The 15,048-nt window shown below is 70.6% G+C and carries 18 protein-coding genes; 8 read left to right on the top strand and 10 right to left on the bottom strand.

Going from position 1 to position 15,048, the window contains the following annotated elements:
- Nucleotides 1-33: 33 nt before the first annotated feature.
- Both OG897_RS02460 and OG897_RS02465 read right to left on the bottom strand, forming a co-directional pair.
- On the bottom strand, nt 34-219 hold the full coding sequence (locus OG897_RS02460; RefSeq protein ID WP_266652414.1) for a DUF397 domain-containing protein: 186 nt from the start codon (nt 217-219) through the stop codon (nt 34-36).
- Nucleotides 212-1,024 carry a helix-turn-helix transcriptional regulator gene (locus OG897_RS02465; RefSeq protein ID WP_266652416.1) on the bottom strand — a complete coding sequence of 271 codons (813 nt, stop codon included), beginning with the start codon at nt 1,022-1,024 and terminating at the stop codon, nt 212-214. Before OG897_RS02465 ends, OG897_RS02460 begins: the two co-directional genes overlap by 8 nt.
- A gap of 124 nt (nt 1,025-1,148) precedes the next feature.
- On the opposite strand from OG897_RS02465, the gene OG897_RS02470 reads away from it, so the two are divergent.
- The gene (locus OG897_RS02470; RefSeq protein ID WP_266652418.1) at nt 1,149-1,436 is read left to right on the top strand and encodes a hypothetical protein; all 288 of its coding nucleotides are present in this window, start codon (nt 1,149-1,151) and stop codon (nt 1,434-1,436) included.
- Nucleotides 1,437-1,865: 429 nt separating this feature from the next.
- Nucleotides 1,866-2,834, top strand: coding sequence for a hypothetical protein (locus tag OG897_RS02475; RefSeq protein ID WP_266652420.1), 969 nt, complete (start codon nt 1,866-1,868; stop codon nt 2,832-2,834).
- Between the two features lie 10 nt (nt 2,835-2,844).
- Here the strand turns inward: OG897_RS02475 and OG897_RS02480 are convergent, their stop codons facing one another.
- From OG897_RS02480 to OG897_RS02490, 3 genes are all read right to left on the bottom strand, one after another.
- A complete protein-coding gene (locus OG897_RS02480) occupies nt 2,845-3,288 on the bottom strand; it encodes a nuclear transport factor 2 family protein (RefSeq protein WP_266652422.1) in 444 nt (147 codons plus the stop codon).
- Between the two features lie 122 nt (nt 3,289-3,410).
- Nucleotides 3,411-3,842, bottom strand: coding sequence for a DUF4267 domain-containing protein (locus OG897_RS02485; RefSeq protein WP_266652424.1), 432 nt, complete (start codon nt 3,840-3,842; stop codon nt 3,411-3,413).
- Nucleotides 3,843-3,923: 81 nt separating this feature from the next.
- Nucleotides 3,924-4,370, bottom strand: a complete 447-nt coding sequence (locus OG897_RS02490) for a DUF1772 domain-containing protein (protein ID WP_266652426.1) — start codon at nt 4,368-4,370, stop codon at nt 3,924-3,926.
- Between the two features lie 92 nt (nt 4,371-4,462).
- On the opposite strand from OG897_RS02490, the gene OG897_RS02495 reads away from it, so the two are divergent.
- Nucleotides 4,463-5,041 (top strand): TetR/AcrR family transcriptional regulator, encoded by a 579-nt coding sequence (locus tag OG897_RS02495; protein ID WP_266652428.1) that lies wholly within the window; start codon nt 4,463-4,465, stop codon nt 5,039-5,041.
- A 14-nt stretch (nt 5,042-5,055) separates the two neighbouring features.
- On the opposite strand, the gene OG897_RS02500 is transcribed toward OG897_RS02495, so the two are convergent.
- From OG897_RS02500 to OG897_RS02520, 5 genes are all read right to left on the bottom strand, one after another.
- On the bottom strand, nt 5,056-6,558 hold the full coding sequence (locus OG897_RS02500; protein ID WP_266652430.1) for a HAMP domain-containing sensor histidine kinase: 1,503 nt from the start codon (nt 6,556-6,558) through the stop codon (nt 5,056-5,058).
- Nucleotides 6,555-7,295, bottom strand: coding sequence for a response regulator transcription factor (locus OG897_RS02505; protein WP_266652432.1), 741 nt, complete (start codon nt 7,293-7,295; stop codon nt 6,555-6,557). Before OG897_RS02505 ends, OG897_RS02500 begins: the two co-directional genes overlap by 4 nt.
- Before the next feature lie 69 nt (nt 7,296-7,364).
- Entirely contained in the window at nt 7,365-8,429 is a 1,065-nt protein-coding gene (locus OG897_RS02510) for a S1C family serine protease (RefSeq protein WP_266652434.1), read from the bottom strand.
- A 188-nt stretch (nt 8,430-8,617) separates the two neighbouring features.
- The gene (locus OG897_RS02515) at nt 8,618-9,640 is read right to left on the bottom strand and encodes a LacI family DNA-binding transcriptional regulator (protein WP_266652436.1); all 1,023 of its coding nucleotides are present in this window, start codon (nt 9,638-9,640) and stop codon (nt 8,618-8,620) included.
- Nucleotides 9,641-9,856: 216 nt separating this feature from the next.
- The gene (locus OG897_RS02520; protein WP_266652438.1) at nt 9,857-10,639 is read right to left on the bottom strand and encodes a response regulator transcription factor; all 783 of its coding nucleotides are present in this window, start codon (nt 10,637-10,639) and stop codon (nt 9,857-9,859) included.
- 626 nt (nt 10,640-11,265) lie between these two features.
- Between OG897_RS02520 and OG897_RS02525 the strand changes: the two genes are divergently transcribed.
- The 5 genes from OG897_RS02525 to OG897_RS02540 all read left to right on the top strand — a co-directional run bounded on the left by OG897_RS02525 (nt 11,266) and on the right by OG897_RS02540 (nt 15,022).
- Complete coding sequence (locus OG897_RS02525) at nt 11,266-11,520, top strand: MoaD/ThiS family protein (protein WP_266652440.1); 255 nt, start codon at nt 11,266-11,268, stop codon at nt 11,518-11,520.
- Between the two features lie 10 nt (nt 11,521-11,530).
- Complete coding sequence (locus OG897_RS02530; RefSeq protein WP_266652441.1) at nt 11,531-12,886, top strand: hypothetical protein; 1,356 nt, start codon at nt 11,531-11,533, stop codon at nt 12,884-12,886.
- Between the two features lie 107 nt (nt 12,887-12,993).
- A complete protein-coding gene (locus tag OG897_RS02535) occupies nt 12,994-13,689 on the top strand; it encodes a DUF2993 domain-containing protein (RefSeq protein WP_266652443.1) in 696 nt (231 codons plus the stop codon).
- A gap of 205 nt (nt 13,690-13,894) precedes the next feature.
- Nucleotides 13,895-13,981: a putative leader peptide gene (locus tag OG897_RS40960; RefSeq protein ID WP_353963751.1), complete on the top strand. Its 87-nt coding sequence runs from the start codon at nt 13,895-13,897 to the stop codon at nt 13,979-13,981.
- A gap of 195 nt (nt 13,982-14,176) precedes the next feature.
- Entirely contained in the window at nt 14,177-15,022 is an 846-nt protein-coding gene (locus OG897_RS02540) for a sulfurtransferase (protein WP_266652445.1), read from the top strand.
- The last annotated feature ends 26 nt before the right edge of the window (nt 15,023-15,048 follow it).

The following is a 15,048-nucleotide window of genomic DNA, read 5'->3' on the forward strand; positions in this document are numbered from 1 at the left end:
CACGCCAGCGCTGTGCGAGGGCCGGAGCAGGGCCTACTTGACCAGGGTCAGGAAGGTGTTCCAGGTGGGGTCGGTGATGGTGATGACCGGGCTGCCGTCGGCGAGTTTGGTGTCGCGGAGGTGGGTGAGGCCGGGGGTGTTGTCGGCGACCTCGACGCAGTCGTCGGCGACCGGGCCGCTGTAGGAGGACTTGTGCCAGTTCAGGGTTTCGCTACTCATGGAACCTCTTTAGGGCCTTTTGGGTTGCCGTTGCTGATTCCTCGACCGCCAGTGCGCGGGCAGCGAGGCGATCATAGACCTTCTGGTACCAGAGGACTTGGGATACTTCCTCGCTGTACGAACCGGTGTTGAAGCCCTCGGTGTATGCGCCCCGGGTGCCGTTGGGGAGGGTCAGGATCGACATGGTTCCCACGATGTGCCCTGCTCGGCTCGGGAGAATCCGCAAGGTGATGTTGGGCGATCCGTAGGTTTCCATGAGCCGGGCGAGTTGCGGCTCAGTAGCCCCGTACAGTGCGGACTCGGCGAGGACGACGGACATCCACGGTGGGTCCTGCCGCTCCCAGACGGCCTGGCGGGCCCTTCGCTGTTCGATCGTGCGGTCGACCTGCTCGGGGGTGCCTGCATTTGCGGTGAGGATCAACTCGCGCGTGTAGTCGGCAGTTTGCAGGAGGCCAGGAACAATGTGCCCACAGGCATGGATCATCGCCGCCTCCTGCTGTCTGCGGAGGAATGGTTTCGCGTAGCCCACGTACGTTGCCTGATCCAGGATCTTGACCAGGTTCACCAGCTCCAGCGGACGCAGTCCCAGCACCGATTCGAGCTTCCTCGCCAGGCTGGTGTCCGGCGGCGCGTCACCCGTCTCCACCTCCGAGATTCGGGACTGGCTGGTGAAGACCCGCCGTGCCAGGAACGTCTGGGACCAGTCCTCGCCCGGGACCTTCGCGCGGGCCTTGGCGAGGCGGGCCTCCTGAACCACGTTCCCGATGTACTGCTCGATGTTCTCGCTGGGGTCCGGCTCCCGCATCCCTGGCATATGCCGCGCACCTCGATCGCAGTCCGATAGCGAACTCCTACCGATCGTAACCGTGAGTGGTCAACCTGGAAGGAGAACAGCGGAGTTCAGCGCTCCGACAGCAGGAAGAAGAGGAATGAACACCACACCCCCACGCGACTCCGCCCAGGAGCGGCAGAACCAGACCGCGACCGTCGCCTTCAACGAGCTCTTCGCAGCCATGGTGAAAGCGGGCACCCTCCTCCCGCACCTCGCCCTCTGCCTCGACGAGCCCGGCGTCCCCCTTGACCTCGGTCGGCTGAGCGCGCTGGACTGTCTCAACCTGGCCCGGCGGCTCAACCTCCTGCTGGCCCTGGAAGCCGAGGTCCGGAGATCGCGTACCGATCTCCTGGAGCGCAAGCGACGCAAGGCAGCGCAGAGTTGAGTGCCGAGGACGGGGGTGAAGCGGTCCTCTGCCCCTCCTGCAAGAAGATCGTCCTGTGGATGGACGGTACGAGTCGCTGCCCGGCCTGCCGCGCACCGCTGCCGGTCCTCTATCCGGCCCCGCAGCCCCAGGCCCCTGACCAGGCATTCAAGGCTTGAGCTTCGAGACCTGAGGGTCGAGACGCTTTTACTCGGAAGAGGCTGGTGGGCACATTCCCACCCACCCGCCCTTCGCGCGCGCAAGCAGTGCCCGAGCAATGCGCGGGAAGCCAACTCGCCCGTTCAGCAAGGCGGGTGACGTTTCGTGATCGAGTGGCGGCAGCGCGTGGCGACCCTGTACGGTCCGTCACAACAGAACGGCCCCTGCGGGTGTTGGAAGCACCACACAGGGACCTGACCATTCCGATCGTAAACTCAGAAGGACGATCTCATGGCTGTTGGCCAGCTTAGTCGTGCCCTCCACGCCCCCGCCCACCCCATGGCCTCTCCCGGCTTCGGGAAGCGCGAAGCTCCCGACCAGGAACCCCGCCGCAAGGGCGATTTCGCACACCTGCCCACGCGTGAAGCGGCCGTCGCGCAGTACATCGACCGGCTGCCCGAGGGTGCCGACATCAGCATCAAGACCCTCGCCCGCGAGATGGCCGCCTACGGCCAGTGCGCCATCGGCACCGCCCTCAACGCCCTCACCGCCGCCGGACACCTGCACCGCCGCCGCATCGGGCTCATGGACGACGAGGGCAACGTCCGGCACGTCACCGAGTCCCACTTCAGCCGCACGCCCCGGCCCGCCGCCTGGTGGCACGACGTCTTCACCGAGAGCGTCCCGTCCTCCGGGTACGACGACCCCGAGCCGGGCGTATCCGAAAGGGGCGGAGGGGACGAGGGCCGAGGCTTCCGCGCGCTGGCCCGGCTCGGGCGGCGCGAGCCGCAGTTGGCTCTGTCGGAGAACGAGTGCTACGCCCTCGCCGAAACGGCGGGGGAGTGGTTCCGGCGAGGGGCCAGCGAGACCCAACTCGTCTACGCGCTCACCCTGTTGCTGCCCGCCAGGGTCACTCACCCCTTCGGCTTCGTACAGGCGCGCCTGCTCGCCAAGCTGCCGCCGGAACTGCCCCCGGCCCCCCTCGCCGTACCGATGACCGAGTGCGTCGGATGCGGGGCGGCCGGGCGGCCCGAGGACTTCACGGGTGGGCTCTGCCGACCCTGCCGCAGTACGGAACCGGTGCGGTGCGCACAGGGCGATCGAGGGGGCTGCGGACGCCCCGCCTGCGCCGACCCCGCGTGCGGGCCCTCGCCCAAGGCCGTACGGGGCAAGGCCGCCCGCATCCGCCGGGAGATGCGGCTCCGCCGGGAACGCGAGGGCACACGCCCGGCGCACCGCCCACGTCGGGCACGCGCGTGAGCACAAGGGCTCAGGGTGCCGTGCACGCCTCGGCGATCGCGAGGCTGTGCTCGTAGAGGTGGTGTCGGGTGATCCGGCCGTCCTCGACGGTGAGACGCAGCGCGAAGGGGCCCTCGAAGGACTTTCCCGTCGCGCGTACGGTCCCCGAGAGGTGCCCCGTCAGGACGGCGTCCGGGCCGTCGACGAGGAAGGCGTCAAGGGAGGCCCGGGAGTCCTCCGGCACCGTGTACTCGGCCAACTCCCGCGCCTGAGCGGCGCATTCGGGTCCGGTGGAGCGCGGCCGGATCCACGGGGCTGCGGGGTTCTCGGCGAGCAGCCAGTCGACCTTGTCCGCGAAGAGCTCGACCATCCGCGCCTCGTTCCCGGCCATCCGCGCCGTGAGGAACTCCTGGACGACGCGACGGGTGTCCTCGGCAGTGGAAGGTGCGGTGTCGTCGGTGGGCTTGGCGGTCATGGTCACTCCTCGGTCAGGGCTGGGGCCGAACCCCGTGGGGGTCTCGTCGACGTGCACCACGGTGCCGCAGTGCGGGAGCACGGTCGATGACGTCGGAGGTAATGGAGGCAGGGGCGCGGCACTCATGCCGTCGCGTGCGCGGCACCCGTGCTGCTGCGTGCCCGACCCGGCGCGCGGGTCTCGCGCAGGAGCAGCAGGCCGAGTATCACCATCAGCGTCGCGGTGAGGCCGTGGATGAGGAGCGCGGCGGCCACGGAGCCGTTGTGCGCCAGCACGTTGGCCATGTCGCCGTACGGGACGACGGCCTCCACCAGCAGCGCCCAGCCCATCGCCCGGCGGTGGCCCGTCACCAGCAGGATGCCCACGGTCAGGGCCATGACGACGTCGCGGATCCCCTTGACGACCAGGAAACCGTCGCCGTCGCCGGACGGCCAGCTCGGCAGGCCGAAGCCGGGTGCCATGGTCTCCGGGCTCAGGACGTACCCCGAGCCGAACCAGAGGACGAAGAGCAGCAGGACGGCGACCAGAGCGGTGTTGATCTTCTTCAGCAGCATCGTTCTTCTCCTTGCGAGTCTTCTTGCGAGTCTTCGTGGGTGTCTTCGTAGGTGTCTTCGTCGGCTTCGTGAGCCCCGGGCTCAGACGAGGGCGACGACGAGCAGGGTGAAGGCGGCGATGATCACGGCGACGCGGACGTAGTGGAAGCGGTCCCAGCGGTTCATCTGCTGCTTCCAGTCGGCCGGACGGTTCTCCGGGGTCCACGTCTTGCCCCGGTTGTTGATCGGGACCAGCAGCAGGATCGACATGACCACGCTGAGGATCAGCAGTCCGCCGGCGGTGACGACCAGCCCGGTGCCCTGCTGGCCCCACGCGGCGACGGCCCAGATCGCGGCGAGCACGAGCGAGCCGATGTACCAGAACGGCATCAGGGCTCCGAGCATCCGGCCGCCGTGGGCGCGGCCGAGTTGGCCGCTGTCCTCGGGGAGCGCGTCGAGTATCCGGTTGATGACGAAGGCGACGGAGACCTCCACCCCCACCATCAGTCCGACGAGCACGGTGGTGACGACCTGAAGTGCGTCCAGCATGGTGACCCCTTCACGGATCTAGCGTTGCTAGGTGATGTGGCAACGCTAGCTCTACTGCCGCTCGCTTGTCTAGCGATGCTAGGATTCCTTTCATGTCAGTTAAAGAACGCAAGGAGCGTGAACGGTCGGAGCGGGAACGCCTCATCGTGGCGACGGCCCGTGAACTCGCCGAGCAACAGGGCTGGGACGCGGTCACCACCCGCCGTCTCGCCGAGCGCATCGAGTACAGCCAACCCGTTCTCTACAGCCACTTCCGGGGCAAGCGCGAGATCATCGGCGCGGTCGCCCTCGAAGGCGCCACCGAGATGGCCGCAGCGATCAGGGCCGCGACCTCCGCCGCGCACGGCCCGCGCGAGCGGGTCGCCGCCCTCGCCCGCGCCTATCTCGACTTCGCCGCCCGCAACCCGGCGGTCTACGACGCCCTGTTTCAGCTCGACGGCGGCCTGGCGTACGCCCGCGAGGACACCCCGGCCCCCCTCAAGGACGCCTTCGCCGCCCTGCTGGAAACCCTCGGCGAGGTCGCGGGGGACGGCGTCCACCCGGGCCTGTTCACCGAGACCTTCTGGGCCGCCCTGCACGGCCTCGCCACCCTGGCCCGCGCGGGACGGCTGCCCCCGGAACTCGCCGACCAGAGGCTCGAACTCCTGGTGGACCGGCTCCCCGTGGTCTGACCTAGGGGACGGTCTTACGGAACCTCGCTCGGCGGCGGAGTCGGTGCGCCCGGGAGGCGCACGACCGCCTCCGTGCCCGGGCCCCCGTCCGCCGGGGCGCGCAGTGCGACCTCGCCGCCCGCCTCGCGGACGGCGCGCGCCACGATCGAGAGGCCGAGGCCCGAGCCGGGCAGGGCGCGGGCCGAAGGCGAGCGCCAGAAGCGCTCGAAGACGTGCGGGAGGTCGGCGGGCGGGATCCCCGGGCCGTGGTCCCGGACGGTCAGTTCGCCGAGGTGGAGGCGGACGGCGATCGTGCCGGAGGGGGGGCTGAACTTCACGGCGTTGTCGAGGATGTTCACCAACGCCCGTTCCAGCGCGGCCGGTTCCGTGCGTACGTACCAGGGGGCCAGGGAGACGTCGAAGGTCAGCTCCGGGCCGCGCAACCGGGTCCGTTCCAGGGCGGTGCGGGTCAGGTCGTGCAGGCCGACGACCTTCGGCGCGGCATGGCCGGGGGCCGTCTCGGGACGGGCCAGTTCCTGCAAGTCCGTGATGAGGGAGGCCAGTTCGGTCATCTGGGCCTTGACCGAGGCGAGGAGGGCCTTGCGGTCGTCCGGGGGGAGCGGGCGGCCGGTGTCCTCGCTGCGGGAGAGGAGTTCGATGTTGGTGCGGAGGGAAGTGAGGGGGGTGCGGAGTTCGTGGCCCGCGTCGGCGATCAGCTGTGACTGGAGGTCGCGGGAGGAGGCGAGGGCTGCGGTCATCGCGTTGAAGGAGGCCGAGAGACGGGCGATCTCGTCGTCGCCCTCGACGGGGATGCGCAGGCTCAAGTCCTCGGTCCGGGCGACGTGTTCGACCGCGCCGGTGAGGCGGTCGACCGGGCGCAGGCCGCTGCGGGCGACCCAGAGACCGGCCGCGCCCGCGAGGAGCACACCGACTCCGGCGACGACGAGGAGGATGAGCGCCAGGTCGTCGAGGGGGTCGTTGACCTCGCTGAGCGGGCGGGACACCGAGACGGCGAGCTGGAGGTGGGGGTAGCTCTTGAGCTGGTAGGTGTAGACGCGGTACTTCTCGCCGGTCGAGGCGGGCGCGTCGTGCGAGGACTCGGTGGCCTGTCCGGCGGCCACGGCGAAGTCCTCGGGGCCGACGGCGACGGACTGCCGCCCGTAGATCACGCACTGCTCGCCGGTCTTGGTGACGACCTGGACGGTGGTCCGGTCGACTCCGCTCGTCGCGTCCCGCTTGGGGAGCTGCCGCAGGCACCGCGCCTGTCCGGCCTCCGCGTCGATCTCGATCTGCCGGACGACGTCGCCGTCGTTCAGGCGGCTGCTGCTCAGCGCCTTGTCCAGAGAATTCACCAGGGCTTCGCGGGTCACGAACCAGCAGGTCACGGACGCTGCGGCGACGGCGAGGGCCACGGCGGTGGCGACCAGGAGGGCGAGGCGCGAGCGCAGGGGCAGTCGGCGGTACCAGCGGACGGGGCCGGTGCGGCGGGAGGGGGCGTCCGGGGGAGCGGGGGCGTCCGGGGGGACAGGGGTGTTCACTCGCCGCCCCGTAGTACGTAGCCCACGCCCCGGACGGTGTGCACGAGGCGGGGTTCGCCGCCCGCCTCGGTCTTGCGGCGCAAGTACATGACGTACACGTCGAGGGAGTTCGACGAGGGCTCGAAGTCGAAGCCCCAGACGGACTTGAGGATCTGCTCCCGGGTGAGGACCTGGCGGGGGTGTGCGAGGAACATCTCCAGCAGGGTGAACTCGGTGCGGGTCAGCTCGACCTGCCGCTCGCCGCGCGTCACCTCGCGCGTGACCATGTCCATCCGCAGGTCCTCGAAGGAGAGGACGTCGTCGGGGGTCTCGGGCAGGCCCGCCTGGGCGGCGTAGGAGCTGCGGCGGAGCAACGCCCGTACGCGCGCGAAGAGTTCGTCCAGCTCGAAGGGCTTGACGAGGTAGTCGTCGGCGCCCGCGTCCAGCCCGGACACCCGGTCGCCGACCGTGTCGCGGGCGGTCAGCATGAGGATGGGCGTGGTGTCACCGGCGTGGCGCAGTCGGCGGGCCGCCGTCAGGCCGTCCATCCGGGGCATCTGGATGTCGAGGACGATCAGGTCGGGCGCGTACGCCGCCGTCTTCGTCAGCGCCTCCATCCCGTCGACGGCGACCTCGGTCCCGTACCCCTCGAAGGCCAGACTGCGCTGGAGCGCCTCACGGACGGCGGGCTCGTCGTCGACGATGAGGATGCGCTCGGCGGACGACTGTCCTTCGGGGGCAGTGGCTGCGGGGGTCATGTCGCTTCTGTCCTGCTCTTCTCCGGTACGGGGCGGGGGCGTCACCCAGCTTTGCACGCCGGACAGGCGCTACACGCCGAGGCCGCCGATGAGGCCGCCGCCGCGCTGCTCCTGCTGTTGCGGGGCGTCCTGCTGTCCGCCGGACCCGCCCTTGCGGAGGCCGTCCAGGTCGGCCTTGACGGTGTCGACGGGGATCGCGAAGCCGAGGCCGACGCTGCCCGAAGCGCTCTGCCCGCCCGAACTCGGGGCGTACATCGCGGAGTTGATGCCGATGATCTCGCCGCGCATGTTGATGAGGGCGCCGCCGGAGTTGCCGGGGTTGAGGGAGGCGTCCGTCTGGATGGCCTTGTAGGTGGTCTTGGACTGGCCGGTGTCGCCGTTGAACTGCTCGCCGCCGAACTCGAAGGGCCAGCCGCCGCCACCGCCGCGCTGCTGCTGGCGGGGCTCGTCCTTCGACACCGTGACGTCCCGGTCGAGTGCGGAGACGATGCCGCTCGTGACGGTGCCGGAGAGGCCCTCGGGGGAGCCGATCGCCACGACCTCGTCGCCGACCTTGACGTCCTTGCTGCTGCCGAGCTTGGCGGTGGGGAGCTTGGGCGCGCCCTGGACCTTGAGCAGGGCGAGGTCCTTGTCGGGATCCGTGCCGACGACCTTGGCGGTGTACGACCTGCCGGTCGACAGGGTCACCTTGACGGTGTCGGCTCCGGCGACGACGTGGTTGTTCGTCACGACCTCGCCGTCGGCGGTGATGATGACGCCGGAACCGGTGGAGGCACCGGCGGAGGACTGGGCGCTGATCTCGACGATGGCGGGGCCGACGGCCTGGGCGACGCCGGAGACGGTGCCCATGCTGGACTGCGAGACGTTGCTGCCGGGGGCTCCCGCGCTGTTGACGCCGGTGGTGTCGTCGCCCGCGTACTTCTGCGTGAGGTACGCGGCTCCTCCGCCGAAGGTGGCGGCGACGACCGCGACGGCGGCGAGCAGGGCGACGGGCCGACCGGCGCGGCGGCGTTGCGCGGTGGGGGCGTGGGCCGGAGGCGGGGGGAACCCGGCGTACTGGGCGTACGGGGTCTGCGACTGGCTGGGCTCGGGCTGCTCGCCGCTGGGGCGGGGGGTCTCGGTCGTCATGCTCATGAGCTTGGGCTCGCAGTATGAGAACCGTCTGAGGGGCGCTTAAGAAGCCCGGCAGATTCCCGTATGCCCGATGTAAGGAATCAGCCCGTCCGGCGTTCGAGGACGCGCGGGCGCAGCCCGTGCAGGGGGCGAGGGGCGTAGCCCCCGGTAGTGGCGTCGGCCCCGCCGCAGGCGAACCCCGGCACCGGCTACCCGCAGCCGCAGGAGCGGCGGACGATCAGGGCCGAGGGGAACTGCTTCACGCGTTCGCGGCGCGAGCCCGCCACCCGGAGGCCGTCGTCCAGGACCAGGTCCACCGCCGCGCGGGCCATCGCGGGCCGGTCCGAGGAGATCGTCGTGAGGGGCGGGTCCGTCAACGCCGCCTCCTTGACGTCGTCGAAGCCCGCCACCGCCAGCTCCCCCGGCACGTCGATGCGGAGTTCGCGAGCGGCCCGCAGCACGCCGATGGCCTGGTCGTCCGTGGAGCAGAAGATCGCGGGGGGCCGGTCGGGTCCGGAGAGGAGGCCGAGCGCCACCTCGTACGCGGCGTACCGGTCGTACGGGGCCTGGAAGAGGCGGCCCTCGGTCGAGCGCCCCGACTCGTGCATCGCCCGCCGCCAGCCCTCGACGTGGTCGGCGACCGGGTCGCCCACGGAGGGGGTGGACTCGACGCCGCCGAAGCAGACGACGTACTCGTGACCGTGTTCCAGGAGATGCCGCGTGGCGAGCTGCGCGCCGCCCACGTCGTCCGTGACGACGGCGACGTCGTCGATCGCCTCCGGGCGTTCGTGGAGGAGCACCACCCGGGCGTCCCACGCGTCGATCTCCGCCGCCGCGCTCTCGCTCATGCCCTGGCTGACGAGGATGAGGCCGGAGACGCGCATGCCCAGGAAGGCACGCAGGTAATGGATCTCGCGTTCGTTGCGGTAGTCGGAGTTGCCGACGAGGACCATCTTTCCGCGCTCGGCGGCGGCCTGTTCGACGGCGTGCGTCATCTCGGCGAAGAACGGCTGCCGGGCGTCCGGCACGATCATTCCTATGAGGTCCGTACGGCGTGAGGCCATCGCCTGCGCGACCCGGTCGGGGCGGTAGCCCAGATCCTTGATCGCGGCGAGGACACGCTCGCGCGTGGCCGGGGCGACCGGCCGGGGTCCGTTGTTGATGACGTAACTGACGACCGCGGTCGAAGTCCCCGCCAGTCGTGCCACATCGTCCCGCGTCACCTTGGCCACGCGCGGAAGTCTACGCGGAGAGACAAGGGCACAGGCCGGTCGTCCCAAGGAACGGCCGACTTACTCCGGTACGGGCGATTCCGCCGGTCGGGCGACAACCACCGAGCCGTTCCGCACGCCCCGAGCGGACCTGTTCCGCACGCCCTGAGCAGACCCGCCCCGCCCGCCCCGAGCGGACCCGCCCCGCACGTCCGGAACGGACCCGCCCCACACCCTCTACGCCGACCCGCCCCGCTCGACCGAAGCCGATGCCCGAGCGCGGGCCTTCTCCGCCTCTCGGCTGCCCTGCTGCTTCTCGGGCGAGGGCTTCGGCTCCGCCTTCTCCGCCTTCTCCGGCACGACGAAGCGGTAGCCGACGTTGCGGACGGTCCCGATCAGGGACTCGTTCTCGACGCCGAGTTTCGCGCGCAGCCTCCGGACGTGGACGTCGACCGTGCGCGTCCCGCCGAAGTAGTCGTAGCCCCACACCTCCTGGAGGAGCTGTGCCCGCGTGAAGACCCGGCCGGGGTGCTGCGCCAGGTACTTCAGCAGCTCGAACTCCTTGAAGGTCAGGTCCAGCACCCGCCCCTTGAGCTTCGCGCTGTACGTCGCCTCGTCCACCGACAGGTCACCGTTGCGGATCTCCGTGGGGATGTCGTCGACGGCCAGGTGCTGGCGGCCCATGGCCAGGCGCAACCGCGCCTCGACCTCCGCCGGACCCGCCGTGTCGAGCAGTACGTCGTCGATGCCCCAGTCGGCGGTGACGGCGGCCAGACCGCCCTCGGTGACGACCAGTATCAGCGGGCAGCCGGGGCCGGTGGAGCGCAGCAGCTGGCACAGCGACCGGACCTGCGGGAGGTCGCGGCGGCCGTCGATCAGGATGGTGTCGGCGCCCGGGGTGTCCACGAGCGCCGGGCCCTCGGCGGGGGCCACCCGCACGCTGTGCAGCAACAGGCCGAGCGCGGGGAGCACCTCCGTCGACGGCTGGAGGGCATTGGTGAGGAGCAGCAGAGAGCTCATCGCGCCCCACCTGCTCGCCGGATCTTCGTCTTCGGTTGGTGCACGGTTCGCTCGCCCATAACGTCGGTTCCTCCTCGGTCCCTGCGGAGGGGGTCCCCCCTGCTCCCTGTGGAGCTTGGGGGCGTTTACGGCACTGCTTCGTACTGCGTTCTAGGCTGCCGCCCCCCGCGCCCAGGGGTCCGACGTGCCCGATTTCCTGCTCTCTTGCCCTGTTCTTTCCGAGGTTTTTAGGTCTTCCGGAAAGCACAAAAGGACCCGGGGGCAACGCTGCCCGAGTCCTCTGCCCAGCAGAATAGCCCACCGGAAAGGCACGCTCCCTGTTCCCTTGATCACTCCCAAGACCCGGCGCACCACGCTCCGTACGGCGAGGTCCTGGACCTGGGCAGCTCGGTGGTGCTCCGGCACGGCGCGCTGTACGGACCTTCGTACGCATCGGTGCAAAGGGGGCGCACGGAAGCGCACCCCCGCGCGAGCGCCGACGCGATGGTGGCGGCCGGCGCCCCCGGCCCGCCGGTTCTACCGGGGTGCGGCGGATGGCCCATGATGGGCAGCTGACGAGCCGGTACGGCTGACGGGCCCGCGGAACTCCCGGGGCGCGTCGGCCGTCGCGCGAGAGGAGTGCCGCTGTGGCAGCGGGAACCATCCGCTTTTGGGCGGCGGCCAAGGCCGCTGCGGGCACCGCCGAGGAGCCGTACGCGGCGGACACCCTCGCCGAGGCGCTGGACGCGGTCCGCGAACGGCACCCCGGGGAGCTGACGCGAGTCCTCCAGCGGTGCTCGTTCCTGATCGACGGCGACCCCGTCGGCACTCGTGACCACGGGACGGTACGGCTGGCCGACGGCGGCACGGTCGAGGTGCTCCCGCCGTTCGCAGGAGGGTGAACCCCAGACCATGAGCAACCACAGCAACGAGCAGTACCCGTACCCGCAGAACCAGCAGAACCAGCAGTACGGACAGCAGCCGCCGCCGCAGGGCGAGTACGGCCAGGACGCGTACGGGACCGGGCAGCAGCCCCCCTCCCCGTACGGCTCCTCGTACGGCGACCAGGCATATCCGGACCCCCAGGCCCAGGCGCAGCAGCCGTACCAGCCGCCCCAGGGCCCGGCCCCGGCGGCGCAGGACCCGTACTCCACGCAGACCTGGCAGGGCCAGACCTGGGACACCCAGTACCAGCCGGTCCAGCCGGTCCAGCCGCAGAACGCGGCGGCGGACACGGCCTACCTCCCGCCGCAGAACGCCTCCGGCCCCTCCTACGGCCAGAACCCCTCGTACGACCAGAGCCCCTCGTACGGCCAGAACCCCTCCTACGGCTCGTACGGCAGCCAGCCCACCGGCAGCCAGCCCCTCCCGCCCGAGGTCCCGGCCCAGCAGCCCGAGCCGCCCCGGCCCGCCACGGGCACCCAGGGAACCGGGCAGGCCCACGCCCCGTACGACATCCCCCCGGCTCCGGCCCCCGCCTACAGCTCCCCCGCGACCCGCGGCAACGCCAGGATCACGGACGCCCAGCGGGCCCGCGCCGAAGGGCGGTCGCCGATCATAGAGCCCGGCACGAAGCCCGCCCTGATCACGGCGGTGCTGGCCGCGCTGCTCGCCGGGGCGGCGGTCTTCGGGCAGTTCGCGCTGGTGGTCCCCGTCGTGCTGCTCCAGGCGGTCACGGCGGCGGGCTGGTTCCGGCTGAACGGCATGTGGCCCGCCCGGCAGGGCATCGCGCTCGCCTTCCTCGGCGGTGTGGTCGCGGACGTCGCGATCCTGGCCGTCGAGGGGCTGCACGCGCCCGCCGCGATCCTGGGCACGCTCGGGATCTGGGTCCTGCTCACGGTCGTACTGCACCTGCGCAACGGGATGCCCGCCGACGAACGGATGTACGCCCTGACGGCCGGGGTCACGACGGCCGCCCTCACCGTCGTCGCCGCCGGACACCTGGCGGCGAGCCCCCAGGCCATGACGGTCGGCGGGATCGCGGTCGCCGTCGCGGTCGTCGCCCGCGCGCTGCCGCTGCCGACGATCGCCTCGGTGGCCGTGGCGCTGCTGGCCGCCGCGGGCTCCGGCATCGCGGTCGGCGGGGTGAACGGGATCGGCTCGGGCGGGGCGCTGATCGGGCTCGGGGCGGGAGTGTGCGCGCTGGTCGGGCTGCGGGTGGCGAGTTACGACTACCCGTCGAAGTTCGTGCACATGACGGCCGGCGTCGCGCTCCCGCTGACGGCCGCCGCCCCGGCGGTCTACCTGCTGGGCCGGGCCTTCGCCTGACCGGGCGGACGACCGCGCACGTGGTGACACAGTGAAGGGTGTGAACCCCACCGGTTAGGCTCACCGTCAGTACGGGGCCGACGAATGCGGGTGGGGGAACACCAGTCATGCGCGCGATACGAATACTTCTCATCCTGGCGGTGGTCTTCGGCGGCATCTTCGTCGCCGCGGACCGCTTCGCGGTCAACTACGCGGAGAACGAGGTCGCCTCCAAGGTCCGCACCAGCCAGGGCCTCTCGGCCGAGCCGACGGTCGACATCAAGGGCTTCCCGTTCCTCACCCAGGTCCTGGGCAAGGAACTCGAACAGGTCGACGTCACCATGGACGGCCTCGAAGCCAGCGCCGACGGCAAGAAGCTGGCGGTGGGCAAGATGACCGCCGAACTCCACGAGGTGGTCCTCAACAGCAGCTTCACCTCCGCCACCGCCGCCCGCGCCACGGGCACCGCCGTGATCTCGTACGACGACCTCACGCGCGCGGCGGGCGACAAGGACGTGAAGCTCGCGTACGGCGGGAACGGCAAGGTCAAGGTGACCGGCACGGCCTCGGTCCTCGGCCGGGAGTTCACCCGCAGCGTCATGTCGACCGTCAGCCTGAAGAACGGCGGCAGGTCCATCGCGGTACGCGCCGACGAGGTCCCCGGGCAGGGCATCCCCGGCCTCGAAGGCATCATCCGCAAGAAGATCGACTTCGAACGCCCGATCGGCGGCCTGCCGAACGGCCTGAAGCTCGACAAGGTCACTCCGGTGCAGACGGGCATGGAGATCTCCGTCAGCGGCACGAACGTGCACCTGGCCGGTTGAGAAACGTGCACCTGGCCGGTGAGGACCCGCCTGGCCGGATACCGAGACGGAACGGTCCACTCCGCAGGACGCCGGGCGCACAAGGGGGACGAGGGGCCGGGAGCACGCTCCCGGCCCCTTCGCTCATCCCACCCACCGAACATTCTTGTCTCACGATCTGACACACCGGTGACACGCCCACCTGTACGTCCCTACGATCGGACCCATGCAGAAGCGACAGGCGGACCTCACGAAGCGGCGGGCAGTAGACCTGTGCCGCGTCGCCGCCATGCTCTGTCGCCGCGCCGTCTGAGCGGGACCCGTCGGGCCTCGTAGCCCCAACTCCCGCTTTCCCAGGGCGAGTCGCGCCACCCGCTCCGCCGTACCGCACCGTGCGCCGCCGTATCCCGCGGCCCCGCCGCCGTACCCACGCGCACCCCTCAGGACCCCGCGCCACCCGCATTCCCCACGGACGTATCCCCCCGTAACTGCCCCGGAGGAGAAACACATGAGCCGCAGCGACGTACTGGTCGACGCCGACTGGGTCGAGGCCCACCTGGACGACCCGAAGGTGGCCCTCGTCGAGGTCGACGAGGACACCTCGGCGTACGAGAAGAACCACATCCGCAACGCGATCCGGATCGACTGGACCAAGGACCTCCAGGACCCGGTCCGCCGCGACTTCATCGACCAGGCGGGCTTCGAGAAGCTCCTCTCCGAGAAGGGCATCGGGAACGACCACACCGTCGTCCTCTACGGCGGCAACAACAACTGGTTCGCCTCCTACGCCTTCTGGTACTTCAAGCTGTACGGCCACGGCGACGTGCGCCTCCTCGACGGCGGCCGCAAGAAGTGGGAGCTGGACTCCCGCGACCTGGTCGACGGCGCGCAGATCCCGTCCCGCCCGGCCACCTCCTACAAGGCCCAGCCGCAGGACGAGTCGATCCGCGCCTACCGCGACGACGTCGTGGCGGCCATCGACAACCAGAACCTGGTCGACGTGCGCTCGCCCGACGAGTTCTCCGGCAAGCTCCTGGCCCCCGCGCACCTCCCGCAGGAGCAGTCGCAGCGCCCGGGCCACGTCCCCTCGGCCCGCAACATCCCGTGGTCGAAGAACGCCAACGACGACGGCACCTTCAAGTCCGACGACGAGCTGAAGGCCCTCTACGAGGCCGAGCAGGTCGACCTGGCCCGCGACACCATCGCGTACTGCCGCATCGGCGAGCGCTCCGCCCTCACCTGGTTCGTCCTGCACGAGCTCCTCGGCGTCTCCAACGTCAAGAACTACGACGGCTCGTGGACCGAGTATGGCTCCCTGGTCGGCGTCCCGATCGAGCTCGGCGCCAACAAGTAACCCTGCCCCTCAACCCCTAAGGACAG

Source organism: Streptomyces sp. NBC_00237 (genome assembly GCF_026342435.1).
GTDB lineage: Bacteria > Actinomycetota > Actinomycetes > Streptomycetales > Streptomycetaceae > Streptomyces.